Origin of the sequence: Roseomonas rosulenta, from assembly GCF_016106005.1 — a bacterium.
Lineage (GTDB): Bacteria > Pseudomonadota > Alphaproteobacteria > Acetobacterales > Acetobacteraceae > Neoroseomonas > Neoroseomonas rosulenta.
Window position 1 is genome coordinate 1 of record NZ_JACADR010000018.1, and the last position, 12,655, is coordinate 12,655.

Genomic DNA, 12,655 nt, shown 5'->3' on the forward strand with positions numbered 1-12,655 from the left:
GCCCGAGAGCCGCCCCGGGCGGCGCGCCAGCAGCGGCGCGATGCCGAGCAGCGCGACGACGTCGTCGAAGCCCGGGCCGCTCGCATCGCGCGGCGCGCGGCGCAGCCCGTAGCGCAGGTTGGTCTCGACGCTGAGGTGCGGAAAGAGCCGCGCATCCTGGAACACGACGGCGCAACGGCGGCGCTCGGGCGGCACGAAGACGCGCAGCGCCGTGTCCAGCAGCGCCGTGCCGCCGAGGGCGATGCGCCCCGCATCCGGCCGCAGCAGCCCGGCGACCGCGGCCAGGATGGTGGACTTCCCGCAGCCGGAGGGGCCGAACAATGCCGTCACGCCGTTGTCCGGCGCGGTGAAGCCCGCCTCCAGTGCGAAGCCCTTCCGTCCGAAGCGATGGCGGAGCGCGACCTCCAGCATCAGCCGCGCCCGAGCCAGAGGTGCATCCGCCGCGCGATGACCTCCGCGAGAAGCAGCCCGCACACCGCGAGCGTGAAGGAGACCAGCGCGAGTCGCGCCGCCGTCGCCTCGCCGCCCGGCGTCTGCGTCGCGCTGTAGATCGCGAGCGGCAGGGTCTGCGTCTCGCCCGGGATGTTCGAGGCGAAGGTGATGACCGCGCCGAACTCGCCCAGGCCCGCCGCGAAGGCGGTGACCGCGCCCGCCAGGATCCCCGGCGACATCAGCGGCAGCGTGACCGTGACGAAGCGGTCAAGCGGACCCGCACCCAGCGTGCGCGCGGCCGCCTCCAGCCCGGTGTCCACGCTCTCGAGCCCCAGGCGCACGGCGCGCACGATCAGCGGGAAGGACATCACCGCCGTCGCCAGCGCCGCACCATCCGTGGTGAAGACCAGGCGCACGCCGAACCAGTCATGCAGCGGCGCGCCGATCGGGCCGCGGATGCCGAAGAGCATCAGCAGCCCCCAGCCCACCACCACCGGCGGGACCACCAGCGGCAGGTGGACCAGCGCATCCAGCAGCATCCGCCCCGGGAAGCGCCCGCGCGCCAGCAGCCAGGCGATGCCGATCGCGGGCAGCAGCGAGACCGCGACGGACCGCGACGCGACATCGAGGCTGAGGCGGACGGCCTGCCATTCCTCCGGCGAGAGGCCGAGTGTCACTGCGCGCGCGTGAAGCCGAAGCGCTGCCACGTCGGCGCTGCCTCGGGCCCCACCAGGAAGGCGAGCAGCGCGCGCGCCTGCGCATTGCCATCGGCGCGGCGGGTCAGGGCGAAGGGATAGGTGATCGCCTCGTGGCTGCCGGCGGGGAAGGTGCCGACCACGCGCACCCCCTGGCTGACCGCTGCATCGGTGGAATAGACGATCCCAAGGGGTGCCTCCCCGCGTTCGACCAGCAGCAGGGCGGCGCGGACATTGTCGGCGCGCGCAAGGCGTGGCGCGATCGCGTCCCACTGGCCCATCCACCTGAGCGCCGCCTGGGCGTAGCGCCCGACCGGCACATGCGCGGGGTCGCCTGTAGCGAGCCGGCCATTCGGACCAAGCAGCGCAACCAGGTTGGTGTCGCGTGCCAGCGCCATCGGCCGCGCGCCATTCGCGGGCGCGATCAGCACGAGCGAATTGCCAAGCGGACTCGCGCGCATCGCGTTCACGAGGAGGTTGCGGTCCTGCAGGTAGTTCGCCCAGGCCTCGTCCGCCGACATGAACAGGTCGGCGGGCGCGCCCTGTTCGATCTGCCGCGCGAGCGCCGAGGAGGCGGCGAAGGAGAACCGCGGCGCGGGATTGCCACGCGACTGCCACTCCTGGCCCAGCATACGCAGCGCGTCTGCCAGGCTTGCGGCAGCGAAGACGGTGACGCCTTCCTGCGCGCGGGGCGCGCCCGTGATGCCGAAGACGACCGCGAGGATGGCGGCCCATGGCAGGAAACGGCGGCGCATCGCGTGTCTCCCGGATACGTTGTATGTGGCGGGACATAGCGCACGGCACCCGCGCCGTCCACCTGACATGTTGCTGGAGGTACCCATGGCGCCGCCAGAAGTGCCCAGGCGGGTCGCCGCATCCGCCGCTCAAGGCCTGTCGGGGTCCTGGTAGCGTAAGCGCCGCAAAGGCATCGGCGCGCCGACTGTCGTGCCTTCAGCGCAGCCGGAGGTCGGTCGCCGGTGATGACGTCATGCCTGGCCATCGCGGGCGGCGAGACGCTTCAGCGCTTCAGCCGCCACCAGGTAGCCGACGACCAGGGCGGCGATCACCGCCAGCAGCGCGCCCGGAAGTGGCACGAAGCCGAGCAGAGGCGCCAGCGGGCCGAGCGCCATCGCGAAGGCCACCGCCAATGCGGATAGCGATGTCGCGATCAGCGCCGGATGCGGTGCGGCGGCCTTCCAGGCCCGTCCATGGGTGCGGATCAGGAAGATCACCAGCACCTGCGTCGCCATGCTCTCGATGAACCAGGCTGTGCGGAACTCCTCCGGCGTCGCGCCGAAGCCCCAGAGCAGGATGCCGAAGGTCGCGAGGTCGAACGCGGAGGAGATCGGTCCCATCACCAGCGTGAAGCGCAGCACCGCCGCCATGTCCCAGCCATGCGGCTTCGCCACGTCCTCGGCGTCCACCGCATCGAAGGGGATGCCCATCTCCGACAGGTCGTAGAGCAGGTTGTTCAGCAGGATCTGGGCGGGCAGCAGCGGCAGGAACGGGATCAGCAACGACGCCGCGGCCATCGAGAACATGTTGCCGAAGTTGGAAGAGGTGCCCATCCGCACGTACTTCATGATGTTGGCGTAGGTCCGCCGGCCTTCCTCCACGCCCTCAGCCAGCACGCCGAGATCGGGTGCCAGCAGGATCAGGTCGGCGGCCGCCCGCGCGACTTCGGTCGCGCCTTCCACGGACAGCCCGGCATCGGCGGCGTGGATGGCGGGCGCGTCGTTGATGCCATCGCCGATGAAGCCGACCGTATGCCCGTGCGCCTTGAGCGCGAGGATGACGCGCCGCTTCTGGTCCGGCGAGACACGCGCGTAGAGATCCACGTCCTGCACGCGCGCGACCAGTCCGGGATGGTCCAGCGCCTCGATCTCCTCCCCGGTCAGCACTCCCTTGCAGGGCAGGCCGAGCGTCCGCACTAGGTGCAGCAGGACGGGCGCCGCATCGCCCGAAACGATCTTGACCCGCACGCCCAGCGCACCCAGCCGTGCAACGGCATCGACCGCGGAGGCCTTCGGCGGGTCGAGGAAGGCGCAGAAGCCCGCGAAGACGAGATCGGCCTCGGTGTGCGGGCCTTCGATGGTCTCATTCTCACCCATGGACCGCCAGGCGATACCGAGCAGACGCAGCCCTTCGCTGCCCCTGCCATCTGCGCGGGCCAGGAGCTCGGCTCGCAGGACATCCGTCATCGGCTGCCGCGTGCCATCCGCGCCTTCCGCGGCGGTGCAGACCGCCAGCACCGCCTCGGGCGCGCCCTTCACCACCAGAAGGCGCTGGCCCTCCCCTTCGCACAGCACGGCGGAGCGCCGCCGCTCGAATTCGAAGGGCGCCTCGGCCAGCGCGCGCCATCCTGGCGCTGGCGCATTGGCCTGCAGGATGGCGGCGTCCAGCGCGCTCGGCACGCCGCTCGCGAGTCCGGCATTCAGCGCGGCAAGGCCGAGTACCCGCGACGATGGCGCGCCATCCGCCCCGGTCGCATCGGCCAGCGCGATCCTGGCCTCCGTCAGCGTGCCGGTCTTGTCGGTGCAGAGCACGTCCATCGCGCCCAGGTCGTGGATCGCCGCCAGGCGCTTCACGACCACCTGCTTACGCGCCATCCGCATCGCCCCGCGCGAGAGGGTGATGGTGGTCACCATGGGCAGCAGCTCGGGGGTAAGCCCCACGGCGAGCGCGATGGCGAAGAGGAAGCTCTCGACCGGCGGGCGATGGAAGCCGAGATGCGCCAGGAGCACCAGAAGCACCAGGAAGGCGGTGAGCCGCAGGATCAGCAGCCCGAGCCCGTGCAGCCCCTTCTCGAAGGCGGTCGGCGGCCGCCGTGCAGCCAGCGACGCCGCGACGCCGCCAAGGCGCGTCGCGCGCCCCGTGGCGACGACGAGCATCGTGGCGGCACCGGCGACGATCGCGGTGCCGGCGAAGACCGCGTTGAACGCGTCTGCCGGGCTGCTGGCCTCGCTCGCGCCCACGCGCTTGCCGACGGGGTAGGGCTCGCCGGTCAGCAGCGCCTCGTTGGCCTGGGCACCGCGGCTTTCCAGAAGGATGCCATCGGCCGGCACCAGGCCGCCGGCGGTGAGTTCGACCACGTCGCCGGGGACGATCCTTTCCACCGGCAGGGGCACCACCTGCCCGTCGCGCCGCACCGAGGCCTTGACGGCGACGCTGTCACGCAGGCGCGCGGCCGCCAGTTCCGCCCGGTGTTCCTGCACGACGTCGAGGCCGACCGACACGCCGACGATGCAGGCGATGATCGCGAAGCCGGGCCAGTCCCCGGTCAGGCCGGAGACGAGTGCTGCGACGAGCAGGATGGCGACGAGTGGCTCGACCAGCCGCCGCCCGATCTTCGCGGCGATCTCGAGGCGGGGTCGGTCCGCGACGGTATTGGGTCCGGTCTCGGTGAGTCGCCGATCCGCTTCGGCGGCCGCAAGCCCCATGGGACCGCTGCCAAGGCGCGCGAGCATGGCGCCCTGGGGGACCGCCCAAAACCGTTCTGCAGACAGTGCCTTCTCGGTCATCGCAAGAGCATAGCGGATAAGGCAGATCGGAGCGGACGGCTTTCACGAGACGCGCCCATGAGCCACCTGTCGGCGGGCAGCGACCGTCAGTCCCGCAGGATCGCCGGAGCGTGCTCCGGCAGGCCGCAAAGCCGCAGCGCCTCGGGTTCGATCTGTCCGTCGAAGGCGATGATCCCGAGCTGCGCGAAGGTCACGCTCGCCCCGAACCGATGCGACGGTCCCAGTAATCCGGCTGCTGACGTTCGTGCGGTGTGGCGTCTCGACCCGTCGCTTGCCACGACGCTCCGCACGAGGGCGCCGCGCAGCACGGGCTGCGCCGGGACGATCGGCCCGACCAACCAGGGGATCGCAAGCCAGGGAGCCCCACCCATCAGGACGAGGGAACCGAGCACGCGACAGCGCCAGCGCCAGAAGTCGCCACCCGGAATCCCATGGCGAGGCGTGGGCGCTCCCCACCCCGCATTGGCGGGAGCTCCACGCGCCCCACTGTCATGGGCAGCCCTGCGCCAGCGTTTCGCAGGACCGGCGGTTCGCTGGGCTTGGGGTCAGTGGATGCCGGCGGATGATCGACCAGCATGATGGCGCCTAAGTGTTCTGGTCGTTTCAGCGCTGCTCGGCCGGGCGAGGCGGCGGTGCCGCGAACAGCACCGGCCTGTTGTGCGGCCGATGCCGCGTCATGGCGCGACTGGCCGCGCAATGTGTGCGACCTCGGGGCAATGCCGCCTGTGCCGATTGGCGGCGGGACGGCGGCGCCCCGGTGTCGTTCGACGGTTCACTCCAGATTGATGCGCGTGATCTTCGAGCCGTTGATCGACAGCGACGCCATCAGTCCCTGCTGACTGAAGCTGATCGCATAGACCGGCTCGCTCAGCGTCGTCGAGGTGATGTTCGCCTGCAGGCCCTGATCGACCGCCACGACCGTCGGACCGGTGCCGATCTCCCAACCGCTCGCCGAATCGAGCGCTGCACGCGCCGCATCGGTCATGAAGAACATGGCGAGTCCGGCGACCTGTGCGCCGATGGTGAAGCCGAAGGATGCGCCGGCGATGTTGTAGTAGCCGATCGTGCGTTCGCCCGCGATCAGCGCGCCCTGGCCGTACTGGCCGCCGACGATGAAGCCGCCGCTCAGGATGCGGGGGAAGATCAGGATGGATTTCGCGCCGGCAAACAGCGGGCGTGTGTTCTCCTGCGCGCGCAGCGTGCGCAGCGCATTCGCGACCTCGCCGTCGATCTCCGCCCGCGTGGCGGCCCGGGCCGAACGTGGCGCGACAGTCAGAATGGTGGGCGTGAGTGCGAGCGCCGTAGCGAGGGGAAGCAGGTTCCGTCGCGTGACGTGGGTCATGTTGTCCTCCGTGCGGCTGGCATGGAGTCTCCCCGATGGGCGGGGGACGGCAGGCCACCGCGCCGGATAACCCGCCGTCTCCGGGAAAGTTTCATCCCCGCGCGACGCCCCCGTCCCGGCGGCCGGAGACGCGTCCACTCCCGACGGGCCCGTGCTGACGCTGCGCTGGTCCTGGGATCGCTGCAGGCTCAAGGGCGCCGCGCTTCCAAACGACCCGGGGAGGGCCGGCGGCAGACGTTTCGGCGTGCCGCGAGCCACCTTTCCCCGAGTGCGCGTCGGCCCATGCCCCACTCAACGGAAGCCCAGGAATCCCAGGATGAAGAGCACGATGACCACGGCACCGACGATGTAGACGATGTTGTTCATGAGGGAGTCCTCCGCGCTGGCATGACGTAGCGTTGGTCCGAGGCAGCCGGCACTGGCCGCGCCAGGCGGCAGTGGCGGCCGGGCTTGCGCAGAGAGTGGTCGTGGATCCGCGCCCCTCGCATTAACGCGCGACCCGCGCCTCGGTTGCGATCTTGATCCAACGCAACTCCGCGACGCCTTGCGGAGGTGCGCCGGAATCATCTCGACAGGATCGCAGGGGTGGCGTGCCGCGCGTTCAAGAGCATCTGTTCCGGATCGTTCATTCCGGCGCTGCGACGCACGTCCTTGAGCGGTCGGGGGCGCGCAGCGACCTGAGAACATCCCCGTGGCCGCGCGAAGAAACAGCGGAAGCGCGGAAACTTCGAGCGCCCCTCGCGTGTTGAGGCCGGAGGGATTGGTACAGAGCCAAGGAATGAGGACGCATAAGATGGCAGGACAAGGCGATGAGCGAGGCAGCAGCACCGACTCATCAGCTGCCGATCCCACCGACCTGGTGGGCCTCCGCAGCGCCCTTCCCTTTCGCCTGGAACGGCTTGGCGAAGCCTGCGACGGCCAGGGCGACGATCGAGCGGGCCAGACACCAAGTGGCGACGGCACGACGGCAGTTCGACCCGCGAAGTCGTCTTCCAACGCGGAACAGCGGCGCGCCCTGAACGCGATCGATTCCCATGTCGGCGCCCGGATACGTCTGCGACGTCAACTCCTGGGCATGAGCCAGACCAAGCTGGCCGGCGCGCTCGGCATCACCTTTCAGCAACTTCAGAAGTATGAGAGTGGCCTGAACCGGGTCACCGCAGGGCGCCTGTACGATCTCGGCCGGGCGCTCGACATGTCGATCTCCTCCTTCTTCGAGGATCTGCCGGCGAATGCCGAGGCATCGTTCGTCGTGGCGCCTCGCAAAGGGCGCTCGGGCGACGTCGGCGAGCCGGAACGCGCCAAGTTGCATCAACGCGAGACGCTGAACCTGGTTCGAGCCTATTATGCGCTCGAAGACTCCGACATTCGGCAGCGAATTCTCGAACTGGTCGGGAGTCTCGGAACGACGCAGTAGGCGAGGTACCCCCCCCGGCGATCCGGATCGCGCGACGGTACCGCTCGCGGCCAGCCAGCAACAAGGCGGCTACGGCGACGCTGAGGCCTCGGCGGAAGCCGTAACCGCGTGCTCGATGGCAACCGCCAGCTCGGCTTCGACGAAAGGCTTGCGAAGCACGATGCTGCCCCGCACGCCGGTCTGGAGGGGCGCACCGCTCATGAAGATGTGGGGCACATGGCGCGTCCGCAGGATCGTCTCAACCGCGCGGAGGCCGCTGCCATGCCCGAGCGCCACATCGACGATCATCAGGTCAGGACTGCACCGCAACGCGGTCGCCACGGCGCGATCCTCGGAGGCTTCCACCGCGCAAACCTCGTGTCCCATCGCCTTCAGCGTCAAGGACAGAAGCATCCCGATGACGGCATTGTCCTCCACGACAAGGATACGCAGCGCCTTCATCCTTCGGCTCCGCTGCAAGCCGATGCGTCGTGGACGTGATGCCCTGCTCGGCGGTCCAAGGAACCTCCCATCGCATCCATCGAGCGGACGCTGTTGTCGTCGGGCGGAGCATTGGGCCCCGGAGTCACGCGCTGCTTTGAAGGCTCGGCCCGTCTGCGCGCCCGGCCTGACGTACCGAAGCCGGATGTGCGGCTTCGCGCATGATATGCTCGTTGCCGTCGGCATCCGGCAAGAACAAACTGATGACAGGCGAGGAGCCCGATGTGAGCGGATGCCCCGGCATGGATTTGGATCCCCTGCTTGCGCGTGTTCCCATTCGACCACAATCCTGCGTGATACCCTGTCGTCGACGCGGTCGATGTCCGGAATGCTGTGTGCCGCAGGCTGCGGCGCCCTGTGAGATGCGAGGATGACCTGACGAAGCCGCCGAAGACTGCAACAGCAACGCGAAGCCCCGGCACGCCGCGCGCGCGCCGGCGAATCACCGCCGAGAACATTCCGCCTCCCGCCGACAAGGGCATCCTCGTAGTGGGCATCGGCGCCTCCGCCGGCGGCCTCGATGCATGCCGCCGGCTGATCGAGGCGATCCAGGACGGCAGCGGCATGGCGCTGATCCTTGTCCAGCACCTCGATCCGAACCACGACAGCATGCTGGTGGACCTGCTCGCGACACATACCGGCCTGACCGTGCGCCAGGTCGAGGACGGCATGCCGATCGAGCCCGGCCACCTCTATGTCATACCCCCGGGCACATACCTCTCGGTGGGCAAGGGCACCCTGCACCTTACGGAGCCTGTTGCGCGGCACGGCGCGCGGCTGCCTTTCGACTTCCTGCTCCACTCGCTGGCCGACGAGATGGGGCCAAGGGCTGTCTGCGTGATCCTCTCGGGGACCGGGGCCGACGGCAGCCTTGGCCTGAAGGCCATCAAGGAGAAGGGCGGCCTGGTGATCGCGCAGGACCCGGACGAAGCGGGCTTTGACGGGATGCCGCGGAGCGCGATCACGACCGGCGCGGTGGATCTCGTGCTTCCGGCGTCCCGCATCCCGGCCGCGCTCATGGATCATCTCCGAGGCGGGGCCCTCGCACCTGGCAAGGCAAGTAAGCCGCGACCTGCGGGAGACATGGTACCCGCCATCGTCGATCTTCTCCACGAGAAGACGAGCCACGACTTCAGGCTCTACAAGCCCGGCACGCTGCGCCGGCGGATCGAACGACGCATGTCGGCCTTGGCCATCACCGCCGCCGACATGCATGTCTATCTCGGGATGCTGCGCGACGATCCCGCCGAGCTCGAGACGCTGGCGAAGGATCTGCTGATCCATGTCACCAGCTTCTTTCGGGACAAGGCGGTCTTCGATCTCCTCGCGGAGTCCGTCATTCCCGAACTGGTCGAGGCCGTCGAGGCCGGGCGGCCGCTCCGCATCTGGGTTCCCGGATGCAGCACGGGCGAGGAAGCCTATTCCCTCGCCATGCTGTTCCAGGAGCGGATCGTCGCGACGCGGCGCGACATCAAGCTGCAGATCTTCGGATCCGATGTCGATCCGGATGCCGTCGTCGCCGCGCGCGACGGGCTTTATCCCCCGACCATCGCGTCTGACGTGACGCCGGAGCGGCTCGCGCGCTTCTTCACGAAGGAGAGCCAGGGCTACCGCGTCTCGTCCGAACTGCGCGCGAGCGTCGTCTTCACGGTGCAGGACGTGCTGAACGACGCGCCCTTCTCGCGGCTCGACATGGTGTCGTGCCGCAACCTGCTCATCTACCTGAGCCCGGAGGCGCAATCGAAGGTCATCGCGCTGTTCCACTTCGCGCTTCGCCCCGGCGGCATCCTGCTGCTCGGCGGCGCGGAGACGATCGGCAGCGTGCCCGGCCGCTTCGAGGTGATCTCGAAGCCGGGCCGCATCTACCGGCATATCGGCCGCAGCCGGCCCGGCGAGCTCGGCCTGATCTTCGGCACCGGCACCGTCGAGCGACCAGGCCGGCAGACGGGCAGGACCGCGAACGCCGCGCGCAGCAACGCCTATGGCGAATTGTGCCGGCGGCTCGTGATGGAGGCCTTCGCGCCCGCGGCTGTGCTGGTCGATCATAAGCAGGAATGTCTCTATTCGCTCGGGCCGACCGATCGCTTCCTCCGCGTGCCAGCCGGGGCGCCGACGCAGGACCTGCTCGCCCTGGCGCCGCGCAGCGTGCGGAACAAGCTCCGCGCGGCGATCCAGCGTGCGCTCCAGGAGAACAGGAGCGTTTCGCAACCCGGTGGCCTGATCCGCCAGGATGGCCGGACCCTGTCCTTCTCCATCGATGTGCAGCCGGTCCTCAGCGAAGGCGAAAAGCTGCTTCTCGTCTGCTTCTTGGAGGACAGGTCTTCGGCCCAGCCGGCCAGCCGCATCGCCGCACCACGCGATGTCCCTCGCGTCGCCGAGCTCGAACTGGAGCTGGAGGCGACGCGCACGGAACTGCAGGGGGCGATCCACAACCTCGAGATCGCCAATGAGGAACAGAAGGCCATCAGCGAGGAGGCGCTCTCCGCGAGCGAGGAGTACCAGTCGACGAACGAGGAACTGCTGACGTCGAAGGAGGAGCTCCAGTCGCTGAACGAGGAGCTGACGGCGCTCAACACCCAGTTGCAGGAGACGCTCGAGCGCCAGCGCACGACGTCGAACGACCTGCAGAACGTCCTCTACAGCACCGACGTCGCCACCCTCTTCCTCGATACCGAGCTGAGGATTCGCTTCTTCACGCCGGCGACGAAGAATCTCGTCAGCGTCATTCCAGGCGATATCGGCCGCCCGCTCTCGGACCTCAACCTGCTCGCCTCGGACAGCGACCTCCTGGCCGATGCGCTCAAGGTGCTGCGGACACGCAAGCCGATCGAGCGCGAGATCATGACACGCGCGACCGCCTGGTATCTGCGCCGGATCCTGCCCTACCGCACCCAGGACGACGGGGTGGAGGGCGTCGTCATCACCTTCGTCGACATCACCGAGCGCCGGCTGGCCGGGCAGAAGCTCGAGGAGGCGAAGCGCCAGGCGGAGTTCGCCAACGGCGTGAAGTCTCGCTTCCTCGCCGCTGCAAGCCACGACCTGCGGCAGCCGCTGCAGACGCTGACGCTGCTCCAGGGCCTGCTGTCCAAGTCCGCGGAGGGCGAGAGGACGCACGATCTCGTCACGCGCCTCGGCGAGACCCTGAGCGCGATGTCCGGCATGCTCAACACGCTGCTCGACATCAACCAGATCGAGGCCGGCACCATCCGCCCCGAAATCGTCCGCTTTCCGGTCAACGACCTGCTGGACCGCCTGCGGGGCGAGTTCTCCTACCATGCCGAGGCGCAGAAGCTGGGCTTCCGTGTCGTGCCCTGCGGTCTTGTCATCGAGAGCGATCCTCGACTGCTCGAGCAGATCCTGCGGAACCTGCTCTCGAACGCGCTGAAATATACCCGGCACGGCAAGGTGCTGCTCGGCTGCCGCAGGCAGGGGGGGCAGCTCCGCATCGAGGTGTGGGACACCGGCATCGGCATTCCGGACAGCGAGCGCCAGGCGGTCTTCGACGAGTATCACCAGGTCGACAATCCGGCGCGCGAACGCGGCCGGGGCCTGGGGCTCGGCCTCTCGATCGCGCGCCGCATGTCCGAACTCCTGGGCCATCGCATCACGGTCCGTTCCTGGCCAGGCAAGGGCTCGGTCTTCGCCATCGAGCTGGCCCTGCCATCCGGCGAGCCCATCGCGCCCCCCGACCGCGTGCCCACCGCGATGCCGGCCAGGGCGGTCGGCCCGGCCGGCCGCCACGGCGCGATCCTGGTCGTTGAGGACGATCCGGACCTGCGGGACGCGCTCAGGATCTTCCTGGAGGTCGAGGGCCATGGCGCCATGTCGGCACCGGATGGCGTCGTCGCCCTCGACATGGTGGCGCAGGGGACGATCCGGCCGGACCTCATCCTCGCCGACTACAACCTGCCGGGCGGAATGACTGGGGTGGAGGTCGCGCGGACGCTGCGCGAGCGGCTGCGCCGCGAGGTGCCGGCCATCATCCTTACGGGCGACATCTCGACGGCCACGCTGCGCGACATCGAACTGCCCAGGTCGGTGCAGCTGCACAAGCCCGTGCGGCTCGAGGATCTTGCGCGCCGCATCCAGGAACTCCTGGCGCCGCGGGATAAGCGCGCGCTCCGCGGCGGGTAAGCCGCCGCCGCGATCAGCGCCCCTAGCCCTCGCGCAGCAGGTCGACGACGGCCAGCGGTCGCGCGCGCGGCGCCATCGCGGTCTGGCGCCGCGCATAGACTTCGTGCAGCAGGATCTCGCCATCGGCGGCCCGCGTGAGCGTCAGCCGGCGGTTGAACGTCTCCGGCGATCCCAGGTGGCGTCCGATCAGGACAATGCCGGAGTCCGGCAAACGCTCCGCGAGCAGGCCGAGCATGAGGTCGGCGGTGGTCGGATCGAGCGCATCCGTCACGTCGCCGAGCACGATCCAGCGTGGACGAAGCAGGAGCAGCCGCGCGAAGCACAGGCGTTACAATTCCGCCGCGCTTGGCCTCGCGCGCTCGGTCGGACGCCTCGATCAGGCGCGCTGCAGGTGACGGTGAGAGACGAGGTGCGCCGTATTGATGGCCATGGCCCCCGGGATGACCCGCACGACGATGCCGATCGGCGTCATGGCGCTTTCGGTCGAGCGCGGTTCAAGCGCGTCGAACAGGTCGCGGCGGAGACGATGCCGTCATTGGCGCCGAGAACGGCGGCCCGCAGCCAGCCGATCCGGCCCACGAGGTGGCGTTCCGGATGCACGCGAAGTCGGCTGATGCCGTGGACCTTCCTCGAC

Annotated in this window: 9 protein-coding genes; 2 read left to right on the forward strand and 7 right to left on the reverse strand. The window is 69.3% G+C overall.

Annotation, left to right across the window (positions count from 1 at the left end; genetic code table 11):
* The 5 genes from HW578_RS04520 to HW578_RS04545 form a co-directional block, all read right to left on the reverse strand.
* A partial coding sequence (locus HW578_RS04520) for an ATP-binding cassette domain-containing protein (protein ID WP_198369352.1) occupies positions 1–411 on the reverse strand: 411 nt, incomplete at its 3' end.
* Positions 411–1,139, reverse strand: a complete 729-nt coding sequence (gene modB / locus HW578_RS04525; protein ID WP_369407820.1) for a molybdate ABC transporter permease subunit — start codon at positions 1,137–1,139, stop codon at positions 411–413. The genes modB and HW578_RS04520, both read right to left, overlap by 1 nt.
* Positions 1,106–1,882 carry a molybdate ABC transporter substrate-binding protein gene (gene modA / locus HW578_RS04530; protein ID WP_198369353.1) on the reverse strand — a complete coding sequence of 259 codons (777 nt, stop codon included), beginning with the start codon at positions 1,880–1,882 and terminating at the stop codon, positions 1,106–1,108. The genes modB and modA overlap by 34 nt, the downstream gene beginning before the upstream one ends.
* Before the next feature lie 231 nt (positions 1,883–2,113).
* Positions 2,114–4,648, reverse strand: coding sequence for a magnesium-translocating P-type ATPase (gene mgtA / locus HW578_RS04535; protein WP_198369354.1), 2,535 nt, complete (start codon positions 4,646–4,648; stop codon positions 2,114–2,116).
* A gap of 772 nt (positions 4,649–5,420) precedes the next feature.
* Positions 5,421–5,990: a lipid-binding SYLF domain-containing protein gene (locus HW578_RS04545; RefSeq protein WP_198369356.1), complete on the reverse strand. Its 570-nt coding sequence runs from the start codon at positions 5,988–5,990 to the stop codon at positions 5,421–5,423.
* Between the two features lie 793 nt (positions 5,991–6,783).
* Here HW578_RS04545 and HW578_RS04550 point away from each other — a divergent pair.
* Entirely contained in the window at positions 6,784–7,407 is a 624-nt protein-coding gene (locus tag HW578_RS04550; RefSeq protein ID WP_198369357.1) for a helix-turn-helix domain-containing protein, read from the forward strand.
* Positions 7,408–7,476: 69 nt separating this feature from the next.
* On the opposite strand, the gene HW578_RS04555 is transcribed toward HW578_RS04550, so the two are convergent.
* Positions 7,477–7,848 carry a response regulator gene (locus HW578_RS04555; protein WP_198369358.1) on the reverse strand — a complete coding sequence of 124 codons (372 nt, stop codon included), beginning with the start codon at positions 7,846–7,848 and terminating at the stop codon, positions 7,477–7,479.
* 528 nt (positions 7,849–8,376) lie between these two features.
* On the opposite strand from HW578_RS04555, the gene HW578_RS04560 reads away from it, so the two are divergent.
* The gene (locus HW578_RS04560) at positions 8,377–12,021 is read left to right on the forward strand and encodes a chemotaxis protein CheB (protein WP_369407821.1); all 3,645 of its coding nucleotides are present in this window, start codon (positions 8,377–8,379) and stop codon (positions 12,019–12,021) included.
* A 22-nt stretch (positions 12,022–12,043) separates the two neighbouring features.
* Here HW578_RS04560 and HW578_RS04565 read toward each other — a convergent pair whose 3' ends face one another.
* Entirely contained in the window at positions 12,044–12,304 is a 261-nt protein-coding gene (locus tag HW578_RS04565) for a hypothetical protein (protein ID WP_198369359.1), read from the reverse strand.
* Positions 12,305–12,655: the final 351 nt, after the last annotated feature.

Bases quoted from the DNA above. Each gene is read 5' to 3' on its own strand.
- mgtA (WP_198369354.1), bottom strand. From the start codon at position 4,648: ATGACCGAGAAGGCACTGTCTGCAGAACGGTTTTGGGCGGTCCCCCAG.
- HW578_RS04545 (WP_198369356.1), bottom strand. From the start codon at position 5,990: ATGACCCACGTCACGCGACGGAACCTGCTTCCCCTCGCTACGGCGCTC.
- HW578_RS04555 (WP_198369358.1), bottom strand. From the start codon at position 7,848: ATGAAGGCGCTGCGTATCCTTGTCGTGGAGGACAATGCCGTCATCGGG.
- HW578_RS04550 (WP_198369357.1), top strand. From the start codon at position 6,784: ATGGCAGGACAAGGCGATGAGCGAGGCAGCAGCACCGACTCATCAGCT.
- modA (WP_198369353.1), bottom strand. From the start codon at position 1,882: ATGCGCCGCCGTTTCCTGCCATGGGCCGCCATCCTCGCGGTCGTCTTC.